This window comes from Qipengyuania gaetbuli, from assembly GCF_020524765.1.
Lineage (GTDB): Bacteria > Pseudomonadota > Alphaproteobacteria > Sphingomonadales > Sphingomonadaceae > Qipengyuania > Qipengyuania gaetbuli_A.
Genome location: NZ_JAIVLR010000001.1, coordinates 58030 through 79966, shown reverse-complemented (window position 1 = coordinate 79966; position 21937 = coordinate 58030). Strand labels below are relative to the sequence as shown.

The following is a 21937-nucleotide window of genomic DNA, read 5'->3' as shown; positions in this document are numbered from 1 at the left end:
ATGATGGGAGCTATTGTGCATAAATACCTGTTCTTACTTTCCGTATCCGTCATTCCGGTGTCCGCCCACGCGCAATCTGCGAGCGAGGAAGCGCTGGCCGAAATCATCGCGCAGCAGGATGCCGCGCAAGGGCAGCAACAGGCCGCCGAGGGCGCGCCGCAGTCCGAGCAGATCGTCATTGCCGACTACCGCGTTCCGCTGGTCACCGTGACGGCCAACGGGCTCGGCACCAATGTCCAGAACACCGGTCAGGCAGTGACCGTCATCGGCCGTGACGAAATCGAGAGCGTGCAGGGCGCGGACGTGACCCGGGTGCTCCAGCGCACGCCCGGCCTGTCCCTGTCGCGCAATGGCGGCATCGGCGGCTTCACCGGCGTGAACATTCGCGGGGCGAGCGCGGACCAGTTGCTGGTCCTTGTCGACGGCGTGCGCGTGGCCGATCCGGCCGCGCCCGGCGGCGGGTTCGATTTCGGCAACCAGCTTGCAGGGATGGCGGGCAAGTTCGATATTTTGCGCGGCTCCAACAGCACGATCTGGGGCAGCGAGGCGATCGGCGGGGTGGTCGACATCTCCACCCGCGCTGAAACCGGCATGGTCGGCACTTTCGAATATGGCGCGCGCGACACCCTTACCGCGAACCTTGCGGCAGGCGTGGACGAGGACTTCGGCTATCTCGGCCTCACCGGCTCGTGGCTCAGCACCGACGGTTTTTCCGCCGCCGACACGGGCAGCGAAGCCGATGGTTTCGAGCAGTTCGCCATCGGCGGGACGGCTTTCGTCGACCTGACCCACAGCCTGTCGCTGTTCAGCCATGTGAACTGGAGCGCAGGCACGCTCGATATCGACGGTTTCCCGCCGCCCGACTACGCCTTTGCCGACACAGCGGAAACGCAGGAAACGCAGCGCCTGTGGGGCGATCTGGGCCTGGCCTATTACGGCAACGACCTGACATTGCGCGCGGCCTTCAGCCGTTCGGAAACCAAGCGCGACAATCTCGACGAGACGGGCGCGCTCACTTTCGGCAGTGAAGGCACGTCGGACCGGATCCAGCTGCGCGGCGAATACCGCCTCATTGGCGGCCTAAGCCTCGCCTTCGGCGGCGAGCACGAGTGGACCGCTTTCGAAACCAATTTCGACCCGCGGGCCGAGACCGAGATTACCGGCGCCTATGCACAGCTCGGCTGGGTGATGGGCGACCTTGCGATCCATGCAGGAGCGCGGCTCGACGATCACGAACAGTTCGGCAGCGCGACCAGCTTCGGCGGCGACGTAAGCTACGGCCTTGGCAACAACTGGCGCGTGCGGGCGAGCATCGGCGAAGGGTTCAAGGCACCCACACTCTACCAGCTGCTGTCATTCTACGGGAATGCGGATCTCGAACCGGAGGAAAGCACCAGCCTTGACCTCGGTATCGAGCATGGCCGGCGCGACAGCGGGCTGCACCTGGCACTGACCGCCTTCCGCCGCGACAGCGACAATCTGATCGGTTTCAACTTCCCTGCCGGTTACGAGAACACCGCCCGTGCGCGGGCACAAGGCATCGAGGCGGAAGCGGGAGTCGACATCACCGGCACGCTGCGCCTGTCCGGTGTCTATGCCTTCGTCGATGCCGAGGACCGCGAGACCGGCCTCGACCTTGCACGCCGGCCGCAGCATTTCGGGACCATCTTCGCCGATTGGGAAAGCGATTTCGGCCTCAGGCTCGGCGCGGACCTGCGCATTTCAGGCGCGAGCTTCGACAATGCCTTCAATACGGTCCGGCTGGACGGATACGAGGTGCTGGACCTGCGCGCGGCCTTCGACATCGGCGAGCACCTGGAGCTCTTCGGGAGGCTGGAGAACGCCTTCGACGCCGACTATCGCACCGTTGCAGGCTACAACACGCCCGGGCGCGGCGGTTTCGTCGGGGTGAGGGCGCGGATGTGAAGCCGCTCCTGCCCGCGCTGGCCCTGGCTCTCGCGTCCTGCGCGGGAGCGGAGGCCCGCGCGCCGCAGCGCGATGCCCGGCCGACCATCGTCAGCCTCAATCCCTGCACCGATGCCATCCTTGCCGAGGTCACGGCACCCGGACAGCTGCTGGCGATTTCGCATTACAGCAAGGACCCGCGCGCCAGTTCGATGGAGCCGCAGGATGCGGCCCGCTACCTCGCGACCGGCGGGACGGTGGAGGAGGTGCTGGCGCTCGACCCCGATCTCGTGGTCGCCAGCACGTTCATCGATCCCGCCACCCGCGCCGCGCTGGAAGACCTCGGACTGGAAGTCGCCACCTTCGGTGCCGCATCGACGGTCGAGGATAGCGCGGAGCAGGTCCGCCAGCTGGCAACGCTCGCGGGCAATGTCGCTGCCGGCGAGGCGCTGGTGGCAAGCATGGAAGCGGCCTTGCAGGCTGTAGCCACGACGGGCGCTCCGATCGAGGCAGCCCTGTGGCAGCCCGGCGGGATCGTCCCGGGCGAAAGCTCGCTGGTGAGCGACCTGCTGCACCGGACGGGCTTTGCCAGCTATTCGGCAAACCGCGGCATGGCGCAGGCGGATTACCTTTCTCTGGAGCAGGTCGTTGCCGATCCGCCCGAAGTGCTGCTGGTGGCTGGCGGCGAGACCGGCCAGCACCATCCGCTCCTCTCGCGCCTGCCGCAGATGCGCCGCGAAGCTTTTGACACGCGCCTCATCTATTGCGGCGGTCCGACCATCATCCGCGCGGCCGAACGGCTCGCCGATATCCGCAAGGGCACGCAGTGAACCGGGCGGTCCTGGTTTTTGCAGGCCTCCTGGCGCTGGCACTCCCGCTGTCGCTGCTGGCGGGACGCGTGTGGATCGATCCGGCGAGCACGCCCAATGCCTGGCTCATCCTCGGCGAATTGCGCCTGCCGCGTGCGGTGCTGGCAATCGTCGTCGGGGCGGGGCTGGGAGCGGCAGGGGCGGCCATGCAGGGCTATTTGCGCAATCCGCTCGCCGATCCGGGGTTGTTCGGCATTGCGCCGGGCGCGGCGCTGGGCGCAGTAACGGCGCTGTTCTTCGGCTATGCGGCGAGCGCCTGGTTGCTGCCCGCCTTCGCGCTGGTCGGGGCAGGCGGGGCGATGGCCCTGCTTGCGCTCATCGCCGGGCGCACCGGAGGGATCGCCCTGTTCACGCTGGCGGGCCTCATGGTTGCCAGCCTGGCCGGCGCGCTGACCGCGCTCGCGATTTCGATGGCACCTAATGCCTTTGCCATGAGCGAGATCGTCCTGTGGCTGAACGGCGCGCTGACCGACCGCAGCTGGCGCGAGGTCTGGATTGCCGCGCCGCTTGTCACGCTCGGCGTGGCGCTGCTGTGGCGTGCAAGTGCATCGCTCGATGCCTTGACGCTGGGAGAGCCGGTGGCGCGTTCGCTCGGAGTGGAACCCGCTCGCCTGCTGTGGCTGCTCATCCTCGGAATCGCCCTGACGGTGGGAGCGGGTGTCGCTGTGGCAGGCATAATCGGCTTCGTCGGTCTGATCGTGCCGCATCTCGTGCGCCCCTTGACCGACCGCAGGCCTTCGCAACTCATCCTGCCGAGTGCGCTTGCAGGTGCGTTGCTGGTGCTGGTTGCCGATAGCGTGGTGCGCGTCCTGCCGCTGGTGACCGAGTTGCGCCTCGGCATCGCGCTCAGCCTGCTCGGCGCACCCTTCTTCCTCTGGCTGCTGCTGCGCATGAGGAGGGGGCTGGCATGAAGCTGGAAGCGAAGGGACTGGTGCTCGAGGGGCGGCTGGCAGGCATCGACTGCTCGCTGGAGCCGGGCGCAGTCACAGCAATCTGCGGACCGAACGGCGCGGGCAAGTCGAGCCTGCTGGAAGCGCTTGCGGGCCTGCTCTCGCTGGATGGCGGAACGGTCGAGCTTGATGGCCAGAACCTCGCCACCCTGCCGCCGCGCGAACGCGCAAAGCGTCTCGGGTATCTCCCGCAAGAGCATGAAATCGCATGGGATGTGTCCGTTCGCCGCTTGGTCGAACTGGGGCGCATGCCGCATGGCGACCGGCTGGCAGGACCGGTCGATGCAGCGCTGGATGCGCTCGATATAACCGCACTGGCAGACCGGCGCGCGCAGTCGCTTTCGGGAGGCGAAACGGCCCGCGTCCTGCTGGCCCGAGTACTGGCAGGCGAGCCACGCTGGATCCTTGCCGACGAGCCGCTCGCCGCGCTGGATATCGCGCACCAGCTGGAATTGCTCCGGCACCTGCGCGCCGAGGTCGACAGGGGCACCGGCGTCGTGCTGGTGCTGCACGACTTGGCCCATGCGATGAACCATGCCGACCGCGTCATCGTGTTGCATGAAGGCCGCATCGCCGCAGACGGACCGCCGCAGCAGGCTCTCTCGCCTGAACGCATCGCGCAGTGCTGGCGGGTCGCGGTCAAATGGATCGGCGAAGACGGGGCAAGGGCACTGGTCGCCGCCTGACGCGTTCTGGCGCCATGGAGCGCGAAAAACTCGTCGATAATTGGTTTTCCCTGACGCGGGAACGTTTGCCCGGCCTTGCCGCCCGGCGCGACTGGCCGGTGCACCTCGACCACTGCTTCCAGCGCATCCTGCTCGACAATGCCGTAGGCATGAAGTGGAACGAGGAGATCCCCGCGCCCGCCTATCGCAATGCCGATGACGAGGTGTTGTCCCGCGCGATCGCGCTGGGCGAGGCGGCCATCGCCGGCAACGAGGACATGGCGCAGCTCAATGCCAATTCGCTCGCCTGGCGCGGCAAGGACTGAGGCTACGAAAAAGGGGCCGGACCATAACGGCCCGACCCCTCTTCTTGCCCGTTACGGGATGATCAGTTCACAGCCTGCGGTGGCAGCGCTCCGTCCGAAACTTCGCTGTCCGCCGCTTCGTCGCCGGCGACAAGGCCGCGGGCTTCGAGCATCGGGGTCACGTCGGGTGCACGGCCCGCGAAGTTCTCGAACATCTTGAAGTAGTCCATCGTGCCGCCGCGGCTGAGCACGGTGGCGCGGTAGTGGTCGCCATTTTCGCGGGTCAGGCCGCCGTTCTCGATGAACCACTTGCGGCTGTCACGGTCGAGCATCTCGGTCCACAGGTAGCTGTAGTAGCCTGCGGAGTATCCCGAGGGCGAGCTGAAGATGTGGTTGAAATAGGTGCTGCGATAGCGCGGCGGCACGAGGTCGATCTCGAGGCCGAGTTCTTCCAGCGACTTGCGTTCGAAGGCGTCGACCTTCTCCGGCGTGTCGATGGCGGCGGCTTCTGCGGGCGACAGCGCGCTCCACTTCATGTCGAGCAAGGCGGCTTCGACGACTTCGCCGAAATCATAGCCCTGATTGAACTTGGCCGCGGCCTCGATCTTCTCGATCAGCTCGTCGGGGATCGTTTCGCCCGTCTTGTAGTGCTTGGCATAGTTCGAGAGGATCGACGGCCAGGTCGCCCACATCTCGTGGACCTGGCTCGGATATTCCACGAAGTCGCGCGCGGTCGCGGTGCCAGACAGGCTGGCGTAACGCTGGTCGGCGAAGAAGCCGTGCAGCGCGTGGCCGAATTCGTGGAAGGTGGTGTTCACCCAGTCGAAGCTGACGAGTTGCACCTCGCCTTCCGGCGCCTTGGGGATGTTCAGCACGTTGTAGATGACCGGCTTGGTCCCGTAGAGATGGCTCTGGTCGACGAAGTTGCTCATCCACGCACCGCCGCGCTTGGAGGCGCGCTGGAACGGGTCGAAGTAGAAGATGCCCAGTTCGCTGCCGTCACGGTCGAACACGGTGTAGGTCCACACGTCCGGGTGATAGACCGGCAGGTCGGTGCGGCGCTGGAAGGTCAGGCCGTAAAGCTTCTCCGCCATGTAGAACACGCCGTCTTCGAGCACCTTGTCGAGCACGAAATATTCCATGACCGCATCTTCATCGAGATCGTACTTCTCGGCCTTGATGCGGTTGGCATAGCGGTACCAGTCCCACGGCTGCACGTCGTAATCACCGCCGTCGGCCTTGATGGCCTCGGTCAGCAGCGCGGCTTCGCGGCGCTGGGTGGCGGCGAGGGCGGGGACCATCTGCTCCATGAAGTCGAGCGCGGTCTTGGGCTTTTCGGCCATGCGGTCCCACATGGCATAGCTGGCCCAGTCGGGCTGGCCGAACAGGGCCGCCTTCTTGGCGCGCAGTTCCGCGATTTCGGCGATCAGCATGCGCGTATCGACAGTCATACGGCCGTCGGCGCGGTGGTAGCTCGCCTTGAACAGCTTCTCGCGCGCGGCGCGGTTGGCCATGCTCGGCAGGAGCGGCTGCTGCGTGGTGTTCTGCAAGGCGATGGCGAACTTGCCCGGCTGGCCCTTTTCGGCTGCGAGGTCGGCTGCAGCCTTGATGTCGCTGTCCGAAAGGCCGGCAAGGTCTTCGCGGCTGTCGAAGAAGACTGGCTGGTCGCTCATCGCGGCGCGCGCGGCCTGGCCGAATTCGGTGGTCAGCGTCGACAGCTGCGAGTTGAGCGTCTTGACCTCTTCACGCTGGGCGTCGGTCAGCAGGGCGCCGGCCTGGACCATGCCTTCATAGGTGCTTTCCAGCAGCTTTGCGTCTTCCGGCGTCATCGTCATCGCAGCGCGGTTGTCGTAGACCGCCTTCACGCGGGCGAAGAGCACCGGGTCGAGCGTGATGGCATCGCCGTGTGCGGTCAGCTTGGGGCTGATCTCGGTGTTGATCGCGTCGAGCTTGTCGGTGGTGTTCGAGCCGGTCAGCGCGAAGAAGACGGTGGCGACGCGGGTCAGCATCTTGCCCGAGGTTTCGAGCGCGACGATCGTGTTCTCGAAAGTCGGCGCCTCGGGATTGTTCTTGATCTTCTCGATCTCGGCGGCGTGGATCTTCATCGCGGTTTCGAAGGCGGGGATGTAGGCATCCTCGCTGAACTTGGTGAAGTCGGGCGCGCGGAACGGCAGCGTGCTGTCGTTGGCGAAATAGCTGACCTGCCATTCGACCGGCGGAAGCTCTTGGGCCATCGCCGCCTGGGGCTGGGTCGTGAGAATTGCAGCGAGTGCTGCGCTGGCCAGGATCTGGGCCTTCATGGTCTCTCCAATACTGTGCGAAACGCGGGGGCTATAGGATTGTGCACCCGCAATATGGTTTCGTTTGCGACAATGGCGCATGAACAGGAATTGCAGGCGTTGTGCAAGGTTCCAGCGGCAAATGTGCGATGGGGGTCTGCGAACCTCTTCTAGTCGAGGATCTGGCCGCGCCCCTTGTCTGCCTGCCGCCGGGCCGCTTCGGCCGCTTCGCCCAGCGCCTGCCGGTTGACCGTCACTACGCGCGGCCGCCCACCGGTGGCATCGACCACCAGCCAGAGCGATCCGAGTTCGAAGAAGGCGCCCTGGTCTTTCTCCACTGTCATCTGGGACAGGTCGAGGTTCTGCAGCAGGGCAATCATGCGTGCATCGAACACCTCGTCGAACAGCGTGTCGATCTCGTCCCCGGTCAACTCGCGGCGGTCACCCTTGGCGTCGATGTAGAGCAGGGGAATGCCCACCTCGCGCAGCAGCCGTTCCTTGTCGCCGCTGCGGGCGGCATCGCGCAGGGCTGCGATGGCCGCTTCGAACTGGCTGGCACTGGTGCCGGTGGCACAGGAGATCGCACCGCCTTTCACCGTGTCGTGCGTCCGGTCGAAGTCGACATCGGGCGCGTCCTGTTCCGACCACACCAGCAGCAGGCAATTCTCGCCCGGATCGGGACTTTCCACGATCTCGGGTGCGGCACGCTCGGGTGTTTGCTGCGGTTCGCCCTCCGCCACCTCGGCAGGCGAGCAGGCAAGGAGCAGCGCTAGGGGCAGGAGGGCGAGGGGCAGGGACTTCATGCCGTGGCTGGATAGCGGATGACGGGCGTGTAAATCGACCCTTCTTCGTGCAGTTCGCTTTCGAACAGGGCGAATTCCTGCACGGTCCATGGCGCCAGCGCCAATTGCCCGTGCTGCGCAAGCCACGGGGCCACCGGGCCGCTCGCCGTGTTGAGGCGGGCGAGGGTCACATGGGGCGTGAACTTCCTGTGCTCGGCCTCGATGCCGACCGATTGACACACGCGCTCGACGCGGCGTTGCAGTCGGACGAGCGGCTCGCTCTTCTCCACTCCCGCCCACAGGGTTCGCGGGACGCCTTTTCGCTCGAAAATTCCGGTGCCTGCGATGCGAAGCTCGAACGGCTCGAAACGGATATTGCCAAGGGCTTCGGCCAGATCGTCGGCCTGGTGGGTCTCGGTTTCGCCGATGTATCGCAGGGTCAGGTGAAGCTGGTCGTCATCCTGCCAGCGGGCATTGTCCACCCCGTCCATCGTATCGAGCAGAGCATCGCGAAGGGTCTGCGGCGGGCGCAGGGCAATGAACAGGCGGTGGCTCATGACAGGGGTTTAACGTTCGACCCTGCGGACGCGGTTCCGGCCCTGCGTTTTCGCATCGTACATCGCCGCGTCGGCGCGCTGCAGGCTGAGGTCGACAGTCTCGCCGCGGTCGTGGTGCGTAAGCCCGATCGACGCGCTGAGCGCGCCGGCGGGCAGCTCTACGACCTCGTGCAATTGTGAGAAGGCCTCCCGCAAATCCTCGGCGAAAACCAGCGCCTGCGCCGCGTCCGGTTCGTCGATGAAGAGGCAGAATTCTTCCCCGCCAAGGCGGGCGGCGAAGTGATAGCCCGGACCATAGTCGCGCATGACGTCGCGCATCAGCTTGCTTGCCTCGATCAGCGCGCGATCGCCGGTATCGTGACCGAACGTGTCGTTGAGCTTCTTGAAATGGTCGAGGTCGATCAGGAGCATGTGCGCCGTATCGTTACGGGCTCCTTCGACCAGCCGTTCCTCGAACAGCGCGCGGCGATTGTACAGGCCGGTCAGCGGGTCGTGCTTGGCAAGGAATTCGGCATGGGCCAGCGCCTCGGCCAGGTCCTCGTTCAGCCGCCGGTTCTCGACCAGCATATCGGCCGATGCCTCGCGTTGGCGGACATTGGCGAAGGCGAAGATCAGCACGCCTGCGGCCAATAGGGTTACACCGACCGAATAGACGAAGGCCGTGTCGGGCTCGCCAAGCATGACGCCGGCGAACAGGGTTATCAGGAAACCCGCGACATAGGCCAAGGTGGGAATACGCAGTGTGGCGGTCATGGTGACGATCAGCGCCACGCCGACCAGCGTGCCGCCTGCGACCAGCACCCTGAGAGGGTGATCGACCGTTGGATCGAGGGAGGGGAGCAGCAGGTAGGCCCAGCTCATCCCGCCGAAGAAGAGCATGACCCCCAGCAATCGGAGCGCCGGTTCGAGCGGCGCGCCCTTCTCGATCCGGGAACGCAGGTGATTGTAGGAAAGGTGTGCCCCGACAAGCGCCAGCACGCGCATGAGCAGGGGCAGGATATAGGCCGAGGCATTCGGCAGGAAGCTGGCTGCACCGGCGAACAGGATTACCGAAAGGACATTGGCAGGAAACGCACGGTGCTCGGTAATGAGCACCGAGCGCACTGTCTCACGCCAGCTTTCACGAACCCAGTCCGCATCCCGTTCGGTAACGGACCCGAATGCCTGCGCCTCCGACAAGCGCGCCCCCTGTTATTGTTCCGGACTGTCTCGCCCGCAAAGTGGCGGCGCCTATGGCATGTTTCACATGAATGGGGAATGATAATAAAAAATGTCGCTAAATATCCGTATGATAACCTGATTATTGCTCAGATTTCTCTTGGATCGTCGTAACTTGCATCCATGAAAATCTGTGCGCGACGTTCGGAACGGAACTCCAGCCCGCGGGCGATCTGGCCGGCTGCACGGGTGTATTCGAGTTCTGCCGCGATGGCCTCGTAATCGCCGGCGCGAATGGCTTCGTTGAGCCGCGGGCTTTCGCTCTCGGAAACATTGCCGAGGCCCACGTTGTAGACGAGATCAAGCAGCGCATCGAATTCGTGCTGGTAAAGCGGCAGCGTACCGACCAGCTTGCGAACGCCCTGTTCTGCAATCCGCAGGTCGCGATCGAGCAGCACCAGCACGCGATCCTCGTCGATCCGGTCGCCAACCCTGAGGTTGTCACCGGGTGTCACGAGATGTCCGACGCCAACCGTGGGGTAACCGGCAACGTCGCGATAGACGGTATAACGGACGCCTTCTTCTTCGATCAGTGCCTGCTTGAACGCGTCGCTTGCCTTCAGCAGCGCGGCGGGAAGCCTGATTGTTCGCTCCGTGTCGTCGAGCGACAGTGTGTTCGCCGCGAGCCCGTCACCCGAGTTCTGGATCGGCGGGCCGGTAAAAGCGGTCAGCCCCATGGCCCCGGCACCCATCATCAGTGTCGCCCGTTTCCTCGTGGACAGGCGCGGCTTCACTCCGAAAGCGGCTTGCGCAGCCTTCCGGGCTCGTTTCAGTTGCCGACGGTGATCGCGGTGACGCCTGATCCGGGCGAGCAGCCCCCTGGCCCCCTTCTGCTGTCCGGCGTGGGGTGTCGAGGTCCATTTCTCGCTGTCGAGCGGCCTGTCGTATTCGCCGAACAGCGCGCGGATCCGTTCTTTCTGGAGCTGGCTGGCAACGGATGACGGACGCTTGGAGGGAAGGGGTGGCATGTCCCCTTGGTCCTTCTCGGTTTCCTGCGTCATCTCGTGGTGGTCCTGAACTGCGAATGGTGGTCGGCTGTCGCTACAGTCACTCAACGGTCGGCAAGCCGCGAAAGGTCCACGGCTTGCCGCTCGCCAACCTCCATTCGGCATCTGGACCCTATTTCCTGATCGGCGGGGGCGAGGGAGGTGGCGGGGGCCTCGGCTGCGCAGGCGGTGCGGGAGGCGGCTCGGGAGGGTTGAGCACGCTGTCCTCGGTCTGGAGGTGCAACTCGCGCCCCTTCTCGCCCGTGCCGTCGATCAGCACGATCGAATGCGGACCCGTCCTGACGACAGCAGGGCTGGCGGCGAGCATCCGCATCACTTCCCAGGCACCCTTGTCGCTGGCCCGTTCGACCGCCTTGCAATTGCCGGGATCGCCATCAATGCGGGACAGGCGGGCATCCTCACCCCACCTGATGGCAACGGGCGTTTCCGGGCATTGCGACCAGACTATCCGGCGCGGCGCGATTGTGATGACGCCCGCATTCTTCTCGATGCCGAACCCCGAATGTCCCCAGCCGTCGTAATCGTTTGCCGAGACGGGGATCCACCGGCCGGTAACTTCGGACAGTGCGGGTGCATTGGCGAGGCGCCACGCTTCGGGCCGGACGAGGACCAGCTCGCCCGCCGCGCTTGTCAGGATGATCCAGTCGTCGCCCGGTCGGGTCACTTCCGGGTTGGTACCGAAAAACCCGAAGAAGCGCCCGTCGCGGTCTTCCCAATCGGGCGGGCATCCCATCAGCGTCTGCAGCCGCGAGCCGTCACCCGTGTCGCGCAGGACCGCGTCTACACCCAGGCTGGCAGAATTGCCCGAATGGTTGCAGCCGATGGAATAGGCCAGGCCATCCCTGCCGACCTGCACATAGGCGCGGCGCCATGGCGTGCCGTTCTGCCAGCCGGGTTCGAAATCCCCGAAACTCTGTACCAGCCAGAAGCCTTCGATATCCTCCAGCGAAGTGACCGGATCGCCCGGCCAGGTCGACGAGCTTTCGGTTTGGGTCGCGGCTGGCTGGTCTGCCGCGGGTCCGGAGCAGGCGCCAAGCCAAGCCATTGAGAGTAGGGCGGGAAACCCGGCGTGGCGCAACTTGACGGACATGGCGGGAGAACGCACCGAAGCGCCATCGGGGTCCCGCGCTTGCATTCGCGTCCGCCTTTCCCACATCGCTGGAACTCTCGCGCCGCTCGTCCGCTCCCTGTTGCAGGGCGCTCCATGCGGAACGCGGCCCTCTTGACCAAAGCGAACAATTCGGGAACACGCTCTCCCCATGGCACTTACGCAAATCTCGGTACGCGGCGCGCGTGAACACAACCTCAAGGGCGTCGATATCGACCTGCCGAGGGACAGCCTGATCGTGATCACCGGCCTGTCGGGCTCGGGCAAGTCGAGCCTGGCGTTCGACACGATCTATGCCGAAGGGCAGCGACGCTATGTCGAGAGCCTGAGTGCCTATGCGCGCCAGTTCCTCGAGATGATGCAGAAGCCCGATGTCGAGCATATCGACGGCCTCAGCCCCGCCATCAGCATCGAACAGAAGACCACCAGCCGCAATCCGCGCTCGACCGTGGCGACGGTGACCGAGATCTACGACTACATGCGCCTGCTGTGGGCGCGCGTCGGCGTGCCCTATTCGCCCGCCACCGGCCTGCCGATCGAGGCGCAGACCGTCTCCAACATGGTCGACCGCGTCATGGCGCTGCCCGAAGGCACCCGGCTCTACCTGCTCGCCCCCGTGGTGCGCGGCCGCAAGGGCGAATACCGCAAGGAACTGGCCGAGTGGCAGAAGGCCGGCTTCACCCGCGTGCGCATCGACGGCGAGATGTACGCGATCGAGGACGCGCCCGCGCTCGACAAGAAATTCAAGCACGACATCGAAGTGGTGGTCGATCGCCTCGCCGTGAAGGAAGGCATCGAAACGCGCCTTGCCGACAGCTTCGAACAGGCGCTGAAGCTGGCCGAGGGGCTGGCCTATGTCGATCTCGCCGACGGCGTCGTGCCGGGACGCGAGGGCGAGGCCGACAGTGGCGGCGCGATGAAGGGCGCGGGCATCCCCGCCAACCGCATCGTCTTTTCCGAGAAGTTCTCCTGCCCCGTCTCCGGCTTCACTATCGAGGAGGTCGAGCCGCGCCTGTTCTCGTTCAACGCGCCGCAGGGGGCCTGCCCGACCTGCGACGGCATCGGCGAAAAGCAGCTGTTCGACCCGCAGCTGGTCGTCCCCAACGAGGCGCTCAGCCTCAAGAAGGGCGCCGTGGTGCCCTGGGCCAAGTCCAACCCGCCGTCGCCCTATTACATGCAGGTCCTCGCATCCCTCGCGAAGGAATACGAGTTCAGCCTCGAAACTCCGTGGGAGGATTTCGACCGCGAGATCCGCGACATCATCCTCTACGGCACCCGCGGCCGGGCCATCCCGCTCACCTTCAAGGACGGGCGCAAGGAATACACCGTGCGCAAGCCTTTCGAGGGCGTGATCGGCAACCTCAACCGCCGCATGCTGCAGACAGAAAGTGCCTGGATGCGCGAGGAGCTGGCCAAGTTCCAGACCGCCCAGCCGTGCGAGACCTGCCACGGCAAGCGCCTCAACGAAAAGGCGCTCAGCGTGAAGATCGCCGCGACCGACATCGCCACGCCCACCAAGATGAGTGTCGCCGATGCGAAGAAGTGGTTCCTCGCGCTGCCCGAGCAGCTGAACGACACGCAGCGCCAGATCGCGCAGGCCATCCTGAAGGAAATCAACGAGCGGCTGGGCTTCCTCGACAATGTCGGGCTCGACTACCTCAACCTCGACCGAACCAGCGGCACGCTGTCGGGCGGGGAGAGCCAGCGCATCCGCCTCGCCAGCCAGATCGGCAGCGGCCTGTCGGGCGTGCTCTACGTGCTCGACGAGCCCAGCATCGGCCTCCACCAGCGCGACAACGACCGGCTGCTGGAAACGCTGAAGCGCCTGCGCGATCTCGGCAACACGGTCATCGTGGTCGAACATGACGAGGACGCGATCCGCGCCGCCGACCACGTGGTCGACCTCGGCCCGGGCGCGGGCGTCCACGGGGGCGAGGTGGTGGCGCAGGGCACGCTTAAACAGGTGCTCAAGTCCAAGACCTCGCTCACCGCCGCCTATCTCAACGGCACGCGCGAGATCACCGTCCCCGCCGTCCGCCGCAAGGGCAACGGCCACCAGCTGACCGTCCACGGCGCGCGGGCGAACAATCTGCAGGACGTGACCGCCAGCCTGCCGCTTGGCACCTTCACCTGCATCACCGGCGTATCGGGCAGCGGCAAGTCGTCCTTCACGATCGACACGCTCTACGCCTCTGCGGCGCGCACGCTCAACGGCGCACGCGTGGTCGCGGGCGCGCACGACAAGGTCACCGGCCTCGAATATTGCGACAAGGTGATCGAGATCGACCAGTCGCCCATCGGCCGCACCCCGCGCTCCAACCCGGCGACCTACACCGGCGCCTTCACCCAGATCCGCGACTGGTTCGCCGGCCTGCCCGAAGCGCAGGCGCGCGGCTACAAGCCGGGGCGCTTCAGCTTCAACGTCAAGGGCGGCCGGTGCGAGGCGTGCCAGGGCGACGGCCTGATCAAGATCGAGATGCACTTCCTGCCCGACGTCTACGTCACCTGCGAGGAATGCGGCGGCAAGCGCTACAACCGCGAAACACTGGAGGTGAAGTTCAAGGGCCACTCCATCGCCGACGTGCTCGACATGACGATCGAGGATGCGGAGGAGTTCTTCAAGGCCGTCCCCCCGATCCGCGACAAGATGCACATGCTGAACGAGGTGGGGCTGGGCTACGTCAAGGTCGGCCAGCAGGCGACCACGCTGTCAGGCGGCGAGGCGCAGCGGGTGAAGCTGGCCAAGGAGCTGTCGAAGCGCAGCACCGGACAGACGCTCTACATCCTCGACGAGCCCACGACGGGCCTCCATTTCGAGGATGTCCGCAAGCTCCTCGAAGTGCTCCACCGGCTGGTGGACCAGGGCAACAGCGTGGTGGTGATCGAGCACAATCTCGACGTCATCAAGACCGCCGACCACATCCTCGACCTCGGCCCCGGCGGCGGCGTGCGCGGCGGCAAGATCGTCGCGCAGGGCACGCCGGAGGACGTGGCGGAGGTGCCGGAGAGCTATACGGGGCAGTACCTCAAGCCGATGCTCGAGAGGCAGCGGGAGGCGGCGGAGTAGATCGGTTAGAACTGATCACCAACAGGCGTGTCTGGCGTCTGATAGCCTTCAGGATCGTTCTTATGGGCTTGCGCAATCAAATGAAGGTTCACACGAGCTGCTGCAGCCATCACAGGTGATTTGATGATAGTTCCGTTCTGATCGGCGGTCGACTGGATCAGGAATTTACCCCAAGCGTCGAGATTACCGTCCCAAAGTTGATCCGCAACAACCCTTTGACAGATTTCTTCATAGGTTTCTTCGCCGTCGCTTCGCCAAAAGGTCCAATTGAACACGTCGGCCATATCTATGCGTGGCCGTACTCTGGCAAAACCACCCTCAGTCGGTGATCTCGTGCTTCCCCAATCACCGTAAGTGAAATTGCCCCTATTGACCTGACCACGGACTGTGTCGAAAAATTCAACCTCTCGGATGGGGCGGCTCGCGCGCTCGCCCATGTCTTGAAATTGGTCAGGAAATGAGCTGGCTGCTACAGAGACTTCAAATTGATCCGTTATATCGAACAAAGAGTTCACCAGCCCGACGGTGACGCCGGATTGCTCCAAAACATCTTGTCGCCAACCCGCGTCGAACACGAAGGCTGTGTTATTGATGCCTAATTCCAGGCACTGCTCACAGATCGCAAGATAAGCGCCGGGAGATGTAATCGGGACCCGAACAATCAGACCACGGCCAATTCTGGCAACATGTTCTAGCTGGAAAGCGATTTGCGGATCGGGGTCGGCGAGTCCGCGATATACCGGAATCCGATATTGGCCTTGAAAAACGGTATCATAATAGTTTTCGTACCCGTGGTCCGGGTCGAAAAGGCGAGCAAACTCGATCATCGACGGCCGCTCACTAGCAGGGTCAAACTTTGTCGAATCTAGATCAAACCCGTAATTTCCCTCTCCAATTGCTTCCTCGATAACCTCATAGGCCCGATCAATAGAACGGGCATTAAACCAAGGTCGAACCCGCACGATCGGAAAGATACGACGTTTTGTGACGTCCTCTAAACCCTCAAGCGCGCGTATCTCAGCAAGCCTAGCGTGAAGCAGAGGTACGTAGTCGAGCCCTTGGAACATATTTAGAGGCCTATCTTAATTCTCATTGCTTCTTGCGAGACTTTGAATTTCTTAGCAAGATGTTCGACGATCTGATCCTCTGTCAAATGCTCAAGTTGACTCATTTCTTCGCGAATTTTTCTCATCGGCATGATCAACCGAGCTGCAAGCTTATTAGCCTCAACTTCTTTGCGGTCGCTCAAGTTGGATCGATAGAGTGTGTCATCAACGACCCCTCGGCCAATATCAAACCGATGCAAGAGGAAATGTGCAATTTCGTGCGCCAGCGTGAAGCGCTGACGTACAATGGGATCATGGCGGTTCAGTTTAATTAAGAAACCCGACGGGGCCGTATTTGATGGTTCGATCAATCCAGAGATCTTTGGCTCTAAGGTAGACTGGTACACTTCCAGGCCGAGTTCCGATGCCAAGCCTCCCAAGTTGACCGGCGCCTCAGCTGTATACTTGTCGATAATCGGTATGAATTTTGATGGAATGATCATGCGTCTGGGTCGCCTTGCTCACGCTCATCTTCTTCGTCGATCTCGCGTTGGAACTGCCTTGTAAAGGCGAGCAAGCGAACCCTTACGTCCTCTTTGATGTCTTCGACAAATTGCTGATATTCCTCATCATCATCGCTAAATCGGCGCTTCAGATAATCCTCTGAAGATTCATCAACTTTTCGTTCGACACGCGATTGAATGCTGTTCCAGCCAATTATCGCTAGTGCACCAATCATCAGTGTCATCGCGGCAAGGATGACGCCCAACGCGGAGAGGACGATGGTGATGAATTCGGCTGGTGTTAGATTCTGCGTGCGAGTGAAGGTTAAGCCTGAGGCTGCCTCAATGGCGTACATCAAGGCGGCACCCAGAAGCAGGAGAATGATTGCTGTTATGACTATCAGGGACTTAGGCACCGAAACCTCGCGGAACACACCATGAACGTAGAATGATTCTTGTGATTTGCAATGGGTGACAGAACTGGCCGGAAGTTCCTAGGCTCTGATTATGATCTACCTGTCCTACTCCCCAATCCCCGTATAACTAACCCGGTTCACTCCACTTCATGAGGTGAACCATGAACGCTCTCGTCCCGATTGAACCCGCTCCCACCGCCGGCCCGCACGGGGAGGGGCACACCGTCTTCTCGCCCGCGCGGCAGGCCGAGTTTCTCGCCAGTCTCCAACTATTCGGCAATGTCCGGCTCGCGTGCCGCGCGGCGCGGGTCTCGGCGCAGACAGCCTATCGCCAGCGGCGGGCCTCTCCGGCGCTCGCGCGGGCGTGGGATGCGGCGCTGCTCGCGGCGCGCGCGCATGCGGAGGCTACGCTGGCGGAGCGGGCGATCGAGGGGGTGGAGGAGGCAGTGTTCTACCACGGCGAGGAGGTCGCGCGGCGGCGGCGCTATGACAGCCGCCTGCTGCTCGCGCACCTGGCGCGGCTCGACCAGTTGGAGGAGCGGCCCGAGGTGGTCGCGGCGCTCGCCACGCTCGACGGGGATATCGAGGCCTTGCGCGAAGGGTGCGCGCTGGAAGACCGGCCCGGTGCCGATGCTGCCGGTGCTGCGGAGGCCGCCGGAAATTCTCCCCAGGACCCTGTTCCATCCGTTCCACCCTGTAGGAAGTGCGGAGGGCAATGCGACGATCCCGAGGCCAAGCTGACGCAGGCCGATTGCCAGTGGTTCGGCAACCGGCTCGAGCGGTTCTACGACGCGCGGCCCGCTGGCGTGGAGAGCTTTGCCCAGCTCGCCGGGTGGGAGCTCGACCGCCACGAGGTGGAGGCGGTGCAGATGGAGGCCTACGAGGCGGGCTTGCCCGAATGGTGGCTGCTCACCACCGACGAGGAGCTGGCGGCGGCGCTGCACGCTGCGGGCGGGGGCGGAGAGTGAGGGAGGGGAGTAGGGCGCCCGCTCAGTCGAGCAGCGCCAGTTCCACTTCGCCGTGGCCGCGGTTGACGATGCCGATCTCCTCTGCCGCGGCGCGCGACAGGTCGATTGTGCGGCCGCCGTGGAAGGGACCGCGGTCGTTGATGCGGACCACCACCGACTTGCCGGTGCGCGGGTTGGTCACCGAAACGCGGCTGCCGAAGGGCAGGGTGCGGTGCGCGGCGGTGTAGCCGTTCATGTCGAACCGTTCTCCGCTGGCGGTGCGGCGGCCATGGAAACGCTTGCCGTAATAGGAGGCGACGCCCGAGCCGAGCGAGGTGCCCGCAGGTTCCGCCTCGACGACCGGCTCGATCGTGGCGAGGTCGACCGCCTCCGGACCCGGCGCAGGTGCTTCGGGCAGGGGCGCGTAGGCGGCGAAAGTGGCCGCGAACTGGGTGTCGGTTACTGGGGTAAGCTCGCGCTCTTCGGAATGACCGGCGGTACCGGGCAGCGTAAGGGCTGCGAAGAAGAGCATGCTGCGTAGCGCGCGTTTGGCCATGAATGGACCTCCCGTTCGGTTCGGGAGGCTATAGACGGCCCCGCAGGCGGAGTCGTTAAGGCCAGGGGCGGCTGCCTCGATTCGGCCACAGTTCGTCGCGATTGCGGCCTCGCGGCGCGGATCGGGCGCGCTTTCCTACAGCATCTCGTGGGTGGCACAGGGCAATCACACTATCGCGTGATTCGAGGGTTTGCATGCCTGGCGTGGAAAAGCAGCAATGCGGGAAGGGCGCCCCAAAGCAAATGGGGCCGGCATTGCTGCCGACCCCACTCTCACCGATGCGTGGTCTTGTCCGAAGACGAGAGCTTGGCATCCGATGCTTTTCCCTTCTGTCCGTCCGAAGACGGTCTTCCGGGTCTGTCACCGGCGCTCGCACCGGCATCCGGCTCCACCCTCCAATCAGCCCGGTCCGGTCGCGTCGTGGCCGAAGCCATTCGCTTACCTTCCCCAGCCGACCTTCGACGGGCGGCTCCGCAGCCCGACCTTCCGTTGATGGCCGGAGCCTCGAGCGGTTGCATCACCATCCGGTCCGAAGACCTTTCTGCGACGCCTCCTCGGCATCCGACCGGGTTGGTCCGGCCCGTAATGGGATGTTACGCGTCTCCGTCATCGACCCGCCTTGCGTCTGGCCGAAGCCTTCTGCACGAGGGTCTCGAAAGTCGCGCGGACAGATCCCGCTACGTCTTTCCGGTTCCGAATTTCCTAAGTCTTTCAGGTCGTTAGACCGTCTGGACCGGAAGCTTTCTTCGCCGTTCCGATGAATTGAAGCTGCGCCTGATCGCCCGATTCTTCAAGCTTGCAAGACGCGAGTTATCCACTTTCCCCCGAATTCGCTGTGGACGGAGGTGGATAAGTCAACGGTTCGTCGCAATTTCCAGAAGGCGAGCGCAGGCAATGCGCAATTTTGCGCTTCCCGCACCCGATTTCACGCAATTACCGGTCGCGCTTGGCCAGCAGGCGGAGGCGCAGGGCGTTGAGCTTGATGAAGCCTTCCGCATCCTTCTGGTCGTAGGCGCCCGCATCGTCCTCGAAAGTGACGTGCGCTTCGGAATAGAGGCTGTTGGGCGACTTGCGGCCGACGACCATCGCATTGCCCTTGTAGAGCTTGAGCCTGACGGTGCCCGACACCTTCTCCTGGCTGAGGTCGACGGCAGCCTGCAGCATTTCGCGTTCCGGGCTGAACCACAGGCCGTTGTACACCAGCTCGGCATAGCGCGGCATGAGCTCGTCCTTGAGATGCGCCGCCCCGCGATCGAGCGTGATCTGCTCGATCCCCCGGTGGGCGCGGGCGTAGATCTCACCGCCCGGGGTTTCGTACATGCCGCGGCTCTTCATGCCGACGAAGCGGTTTTCGACGAGGTCGAGGCGGCCGATGCCATGCGTGCGGCCGAGATCGTTCAGCGCGGCCAGCAAGGTGGCCGGGCTCATCGCCTCGCCATTCAGGGCAACGCCGTCGCCCTTCTCGAAATCGATCGTGATGTATTCGGGCGTGTCCGGCGCGTTTTCCGGATGGTCGGTGCGCGAATAGACGTAGTCGGGCGTCTCTTCCCACGGATCCTCCAGCACCTTTCCTTCCGAAGAGGTGTGCAGCAGGTTCGCATCGGTCGAGAACGGGCTTTCGCCGCGCTTGTCCTTGGGGACGGCGATCTGGTGCGCTTCGGCCCAGGCGATCAGCGCGGTGCGGCTCGTCAGATCCCATTCGCGCCACGGAGCGATCACCTTGATGTCGGGATCGAGCGCATAGGCCGACAGTTCGAAGCGGACCTGGTCGTTGCCCTTGCCGGTTGCGCCATGCGCGATGGCGTCCGCGCCGGTTTCGTGCGCGATCTCGACGAGGCGCTTGGAAATCAGCGGGCGCGCGATCGAGGTGCCGAGCAGGTAGTCGCCTTCATAGCGGGCATTGGCGCGCATCATCGGGAAGACGAAGTCGCGCACGAATTCCTCGCGCAGGTCCTCGATGAAGATGTGCTGGTCCGGAATGCCCATGGCGCGCGCCTTGGCCCGGGCCGGTTCGATTTCCTCGCCCTGTCCGAGGTCGGCAGTGAACGTGACGACTTCGAGGCCGCGTTCCACTTCGAGCCACTTGGCGATGACGGAGGTATCGAGGCCGCCGGAATAGGCGAGGACGACACGCTTGATATCGGACATTCGGACACACCTTTCGATTACGGGCGCGCCGCTAGCAGGAGCGCCACGCTGTAGGCAATCAAGAAGCGCTAAGTTGCGGGAAAGATGGCGCGATGACTGGTTCGGCGCGAGGCAAGACCCTAGATTGTCAGGACACAGCGGGGGAGGGCGTAGCTGATGGGCATGTGGAGCAAGGCGAAGGGGCTGGCGCAGCAGGCCCCGCCCGAACGCAACCGCTATGTCGATTTCCTGCGCGCCTTGTCCATTCTCGCCGTCGTGGTCGGGCACTGGCTGGTCGCGGCGCCCTATATCGATGCGAGCGGGGAGGTGGTGGGCGGCCATCTGCTCGGGATACTGCCCTGGTCGCAATGGCTCACCTGGGGCTTCCAGGTCATGCCGGTGTTCTTCCTCGTGGGTGGCTATTCCAACGGCGTGAGCTGGGCTTCGACCCGCGCGAAGGGCGGCCATTATTCCGACTGGTTCGCCAGCCGCATCCAGCGCCTGATCAACCCCGTATTCCCCGTGTTGCTGGTCTGGGCCGCATTCGCCTTTGCCGCGACGCAAATGGGGATGGCGCGCGAGACGGTGCGGATGGGGGTCTTCCTTGCGCTGATCCCGGTGTGGTTCCTCGCGGTCTATCTGCTGGTGACCGCGCTCGCCCCGCTGACGTGGAAACTTTGGGAGAGGCTGGGCTTCGGCAGCGTCGCCCTGCTGGTGGCAGGTGCGGTGGCGGTGGATTGGCTGACGCTGGCGCACGGCGTGCCTTACGTGAACTTTGCCAATTTCATTTTCGTGTGGGTCGGCATCCACCAGCTCGGTTATGCCTGGCAGCAGGGGAGGCTGGGGCCGAACAAAGCGTTTGCGCTGTTCCTCGCCGGCCTCGCCGTGCTGGTAGGCCTCACCGTCTATGGCCCGTACCCGATTGCCATGATCGGCGTTCCGGGGGCGGAGATCACCAATTCCATGCCGCCGACGCTCGCGCTTCTGGCGCTGGGCTTGGCACAGACCGGTCTGGTGCTGGCGCTGGAGCCGTGGGGCAGGAAGCTGCTCGACAACCTCACGCTCTGGACCGCGACCGTGCTGATGAACGGCATGATCATGACCGTCTATCTTTGGCACCTGACGGCCTACGTGCTGGTGATGGTGGCGGCTTGGCTTGCCGGAGGGATCGGCCTGCGCGTCATGCCGGGCACGTGCGAATGGTGGCTGGGCCGGCCTGTCTGGTTCGCGCTGTGGATCGCGGCGCTGCTGCCGCTGATCGCGATCTTCGCCCGCTACGAGCGCGGCAGCGTTCCCGCCACCCGCGAGCGCCCCGTACCCCGCCTGCGCCTCGTCATCGGCATGATCGCAATCTGCGTGGGGCTAGCCATGACCGCCGCCATAAGCATCGCCAGCCCGGAAGGCGTGACCGGCGTTCGCCTATGGGTGGTGGCGCTGCCCTTCGTGGGCGCGGCGCTGGTGGGGTTCGGGCCGGTGTATGGGTGGGTGCGGGGGTGAGCCAATATTCTGTTTGCGGCGCTCTGTGCTCCAGCAACTCTGAAAGTATAATTGAGAATTCCGAACCCAATAAGGCCAAATTCTTGAGTAAATTGGCGAAAGCGGAAGTGTGGACATGCAGCCAAATATATTG

At 64.1% G+C, this 21937-nt stretch carries 19 protein-coding genes; 8 read left to right on the top strand and 11 right to left on the bottom strand.

All coding sequences use genetic code 11. From position 1 onward, the window contains the following. Genes LC083_RS00350 through LC083_RS00330 form a run of 5 tightly spaced genes read left to right on the top strand, consistent with a single transcriptional unit; the run spans position 1 to position 4715 of the window. Entirely contained in the window at positions 1 to 1926 is a 1926-nt protein-coding gene (locus LC083_RS00350; RefSeq protein WP_226698732.1) for a TonB-dependent receptor plug domain-containing protein, read from the top strand. After that, positions 1923 to 2735: an ABC transporter substrate-binding protein gene (locus tag LC083_RS00345; RefSeq protein ID WP_226698731.1), complete on the top strand. Its 813-nt coding sequence runs from the start codon at positions 1923 to 1925 to the stop codon at positions 2733 to 2735. The genes LC083_RS00350 and LC083_RS00345 overlap by 4 nt, the downstream gene beginning before the upstream one ends. After that, positions 2732 to 3685 (top strand): FecCD family ABC transporter permease, encoded by a 954-nt coding sequence (locus LC083_RS00340; protein ID WP_226698730.1) that lies wholly within the window; start codon positions 2732 to 2734, stop codon positions 3683 to 3685. Before LC083_RS00345 ends, LC083_RS00340 begins: the two co-directional genes overlap by 4 nt. After that, positions 3682 to 4410 (top strand): ABC transporter ATP-binding protein, encoded by a 729-nt coding sequence (locus tag LC083_RS00335; protein WP_226698729.1) that lies wholly within the window; start codon positions 3682 to 3684, stop codon positions 4408 to 4410. The genes LC083_RS00340 and LC083_RS00335 overlap by 4 nt, the downstream gene beginning before the upstream one ends. Positions 4411 to 4424: 14 nt before the next feature. Then, a complete protein-coding gene (locus LC083_RS00330) occupies positions 4425 to 4715 on the top strand; it encodes a GCN5-related N-acetyltransferase (RefSeq protein ID WP_226698728.1) in 291 nt (96 codons plus the stop codon). A 62-nt stretch (positions 4716 to 4777) separates the two neighbouring features. On the opposite strand, the gene LC083_RS00325 is transcribed toward LC083_RS00330, so the two are convergent. The 6 genes from LC083_RS00325 to LC083_RS00300 all read right to left on the bottom strand — a co-directional run bounded on the left by LC083_RS00325 (position 4778) and on the right by LC083_RS00300 (position 11582). Next, positions 4778 to 6994, bottom strand: a complete 2217-nt coding sequence (locus tag LC083_RS00325) for a M3 family metallopeptidase (RefSeq protein WP_226698727.1) — start codon at positions 6992 to 6994, stop codon at positions 4778 to 4780. Between the two features lie 149 nt (positions 6995 to 7143). Then, on the bottom strand, positions 7144 to 7776 hold the full coding sequence (locus LC083_RS00320) for a hypothetical protein (protein ID WP_226698726.1): 633 nt from the start codon (positions 7774 to 7776) through the stop codon (positions 7144 to 7146). After that, complete coding sequence (gene thpR / locus LC083_RS00315; protein ID WP_226698725.1) at positions 7773 to 8312, bottom strand: RNA 2',3'-cyclic phosphodiesterase; 540 nt, start codon at positions 8310 to 8312, stop codon at positions 7773 to 7775. Before thpR ends, LC083_RS00320 begins: the two co-directional genes overlap by 4 nt. Positions 8313 to 8321: 9 nt before the next feature. Then, the gene (locus LC083_RS00310; RefSeq protein ID WP_226698724.1) at positions 8322 to 9491 is read right to left on the bottom strand and encodes a sensor domain-containing diguanylate cyclase; all 1170 of its coding nucleotides are present in this window, start codon (positions 9489 to 9491) and stop codon (positions 8322 to 8324) included. Between the two features lie 128 nt (positions 9492 to 9619). Continuing rightward, positions 9620 to 10531, bottom strand: a complete 912-nt coding sequence (locus LC083_RS00305) for a lysozyme (protein WP_226698723.1) — start codon at positions 10529 to 10531, stop codon at positions 9620 to 9622. Positions 10532 to 10649: 118 nt separating this feature from the next. Beyond that, positions 10650 to 11582 (bottom strand): hypothetical protein, encoded by a 933-nt coding sequence (locus tag LC083_RS00300; protein WP_226698722.1) that lies wholly within the window; start codon positions 11580 to 11582, stop codon positions 10650 to 10652. Between the two features lie 214 nt (positions 11583 to 11796). Between LC083_RS00300 and uvrA the strand changes: the two genes are divergently transcribed. Beyond that, complete coding sequence (gene uvrA / locus LC083_RS00295; RefSeq protein ID WP_226698721.1) at positions 11797 to 14712, top strand: excinuclease ABC subunit UvrA; 2916 nt, start codon at positions 11797 to 11799, stop codon at positions 14710 to 14712. Between the two features lie 5 nt (positions 14713 to 14717). Here the strand turns inward: uvrA and LC083_RS00290 are convergent, their stop codons facing one another. From LC083_RS00290 to LC083_RS00280, 3 genes are read right to left on the bottom strand one after another with little or no spacing between them, the layout of a single operon-like run. Further along, positions 14718 to 15779 (bottom strand): beta family protein, encoded by a 1062-nt coding sequence (locus LC083_RS00290; protein ID WP_226698720.1) that lies wholly within the window; start codon positions 15777 to 15779, stop codon positions 14718 to 14720. A gap of 2 nt (positions 15780 to 15781) precedes the next feature. Continuing rightward, positions 15782 to 16261 carry an ImmA/IrrE family metallo-endopeptidase gene (locus LC083_RS00285; protein WP_226698719.1) on the bottom strand — a complete coding sequence of 160 codons (480 nt, stop codon included), beginning with the start codon at positions 16259 to 16261 and terminating at the stop codon, positions 15782 to 15784. Next, positions 16258 to 16695 carry a hypothetical protein gene (locus LC083_RS00280; RefSeq protein WP_226698718.1) on the bottom strand — a complete coding sequence of 146 codons (438 nt, stop codon included), beginning with the start codon at positions 16693 to 16695 and terminating at the stop codon, positions 16258 to 16260. The genes LC083_RS00285 and LC083_RS00280 overlap by 4 nt, the downstream gene beginning before the upstream one ends. Before the next feature lie 143 nt (positions 16696 to 16838). On the opposite strand from LC083_RS00280, the gene LC083_RS00275 reads away from it, so the two are divergent. Beyond that, entirely contained in the window at positions 16839 to 17645 is an 807-nt protein-coding gene (locus LC083_RS00275) for a hypothetical protein (RefSeq protein ID WP_226698717.1), read from the top strand. 22 nt (positions 17646 to 17667) lie between these two features. Here the strand turns inward: LC083_RS00275 and LC083_RS00270 are convergent, their stop codons facing one another. Next, positions 17668 to 18180, bottom strand: coding sequence for a septal ring lytic transglycosylase RlpA family protein (locus LC083_RS00270; protein ID WP_226698716.1), 513 nt, complete (start codon positions 18178 to 18180; stop codon positions 17668 to 17670). Positions 18181 to 19113: 933 nt separating this feature from the next. Continuing rightward, a complete protein-coding gene (locus LC083_RS00265) occupies positions 19114 to 20328 on the bottom strand; it encodes an argininosuccinate synthase (RefSeq protein WP_160607272.1) in 1215 nt (404 codons plus the stop codon). 156 nt (positions 20329 to 20484) lie between these two features. On the opposite strand from LC083_RS00265, the gene LC083_RS00260 reads away from it, so the two are divergent. Beyond that, positions 20485 to 21804, top strand: a complete 1320-nt coding sequence (locus LC083_RS00260) for an acyltransferase family protein (protein WP_226698715.1) — start codon at positions 20485 to 20487, stop codon at positions 21802 to 21804. Positions 21805 to 21937 lie beyond the last annotated feature (133 nt).